This window comes from Streptomyces sp. NPDC002926, assembly GCF_053591755.1.
The window spans coordinates 1-1,659 of record NZ_JBSFUK010000087.1 but is presented as its reverse complement, the minus strand read 5'-3'; the positions used below and the strand labels follow the sequence as shown (position 1 = coordinate 1,659).

General features: G+C 67.7%; 2 protein-coding genes. Both read left to right on the top strand.

Annotated features, from left to right (window positions below; all coding sequences use genetic code 11):
• Positions 1-125 precede the first annotated feature (125 nt).
• Complete coding sequence (gene metF, locus ACWDZ6_RS33365) at positions 126-1,028, top strand: methylenetetrahydrofolate reductase [NAD(P)H] (RefSeq protein WP_451505830.1); 903 nt, start codon at positions 126-128, stop codon at positions 1,026-1,028.
• Positions 1,006-1,659 (top strand): adenosylhomocysteinase (locus ACWDZ6_RS33360; protein WP_451505829.1); only part of this gene is annotated, 654 nt, incomplete at its 3' end. The genes metF and ACWDZ6_RS33360, both read left to right, overlap by 23 nt.

Below are 1,659 nucleotides of genomic sequence, written 5' to 3'. Positions count from 1 at the left end.
CTGGAGCCCGAGCGGATCGGCGTCGAGCTCTCCGAGGAGTTCCAGCTCCACCCGGAGCAGTCCACCGACGCGATCGTCATCCACCACCCCGAAGCCGGTTACTTCAACGCGGGAGGCAACCGCGCATGAGCACCTTGCGCGAGCTGCTCGCGAGCGGCAAGCCGTCCTTCTCCTTCGAGTTCTTCCCGCCGAAGACAGCGGCGGGAACCCGCACTCTCTGGCAGGCGATCCGGCGCATAGAAGGGCTTTCGCCGGCATTTGTGTCCGTCACCTACGGTGCCGGCGGCTCCTCCAGGGACCGTACCGTCGAGGTGACCAAGCGGATCGCCGCCGAGACGACCCTGCGTCCGGTCGCCCATTTGACCGCCGTCGGTCACTCCGTGACCGAGCTGCGCCACATCATCGGCCAGTACGCCGACGCGGGCGTACGCGACGTCCTGGTCCTGCGCGGCGACCCGCCGGGTGACCCGAACGGCCCCTGGGTCCCGCACCCCGCCGGCTTCACCCACGCTGCCGAGCTGGTCGCGCTGGTCAGGCGGTCGGGCGACATGAGTGTCGGGGTGGCGGCCTTCCCCGAGCGGCACCCCCGCTCGCCGGACTGGGAATCCGACATCCGGCACTTCGTCACCAAGTGCCGGGCCGGCGCCGACTACGCCGTCACGCAGATGTTCTTCGACGTCGACGACTATCTCCGTCTGCGTGACAGAGTCGCGGCGGCGGGCTGCGACACCCCGGTCATCCCGGAGATCATGCCCGCCACTGACGTACGCCAGATCCGCCGCTTCGCCGAACTCAGCAATGCCACCTTCCCCGGTGAGCTCGCCCGCCGCCTGGACGCGGCGCGCGAGGACCCGGCCGAAGGGCATCGCATCGGCGTCGCGTACGCCACCGCCATGGCGGACCGGCTGCTGGCCGAAGGCGCCCCAGGTCTGCACTACATCACCCTCAACCGTTCGACGGCTACGACAGAGATCCACCGGAACATCCAGAACTCAAGGAGTGCGCATGTCCTCGCAGCCGACCGCTGACTTCACGGACTTCAAAGTCGCCGATATCTCGCTTGCCGAGTTCGGCCGCAAGGAGATCACTCTCGCCGAGCACGAGATGCCCGGTCTGATGTCGATCCGCAAGGAGTACGCCGAGTCACAGCCCCTCGCCGGCGCCCGCATCACCGGATCGCTGCACATGACCGTGCAGACGGCAGTCCTCATAGAGACGCTGGTGGCGCTCGGCGCCGAGGTCCGCTGGGTCTCCTGCAACATTTTCTCCACCCAGGACCACGCCGCTGCTGCCATCGCCGCTGCGGGTATCCCGGTCTACGCCTGGAAGGGGGAGACGCTGGAGGAGTACTGGTGGTGCACGGAGCAGGCCCTGACCTGGCCGGGCCACTCTGGCCCGAACATGATCCTGGACGACGGTGGTGACGCGACCCTCCTGGTCCACAAGGGCGTGGAGTTCGAGAAGGCCGGCGCCGTTCCCGCCCCGGCCTCCGCGGACAACGACGAATTCCGGGTCGTACTCGAACTGCTGAACCGCTCCACCCTCAAGTGGTCCGAGCTCGCCGCCGAGATTCGTGGTGTGACGGAGGAGACGACGACGGGTGTGCACCGTCTGTACGAGATGCACCGGGATGGCACTCTGCTTTTCCCGGCGATCAAT

Excerpts from the sequence above, each read along its gene's own strand:
- metF (WP_451505830.1), top strand. The coding sequence starts at position 126 with ATGAGCACCTTGCGCGAGCTGCTCGCGAGCGGCAAGCCGTCCTTCTCC.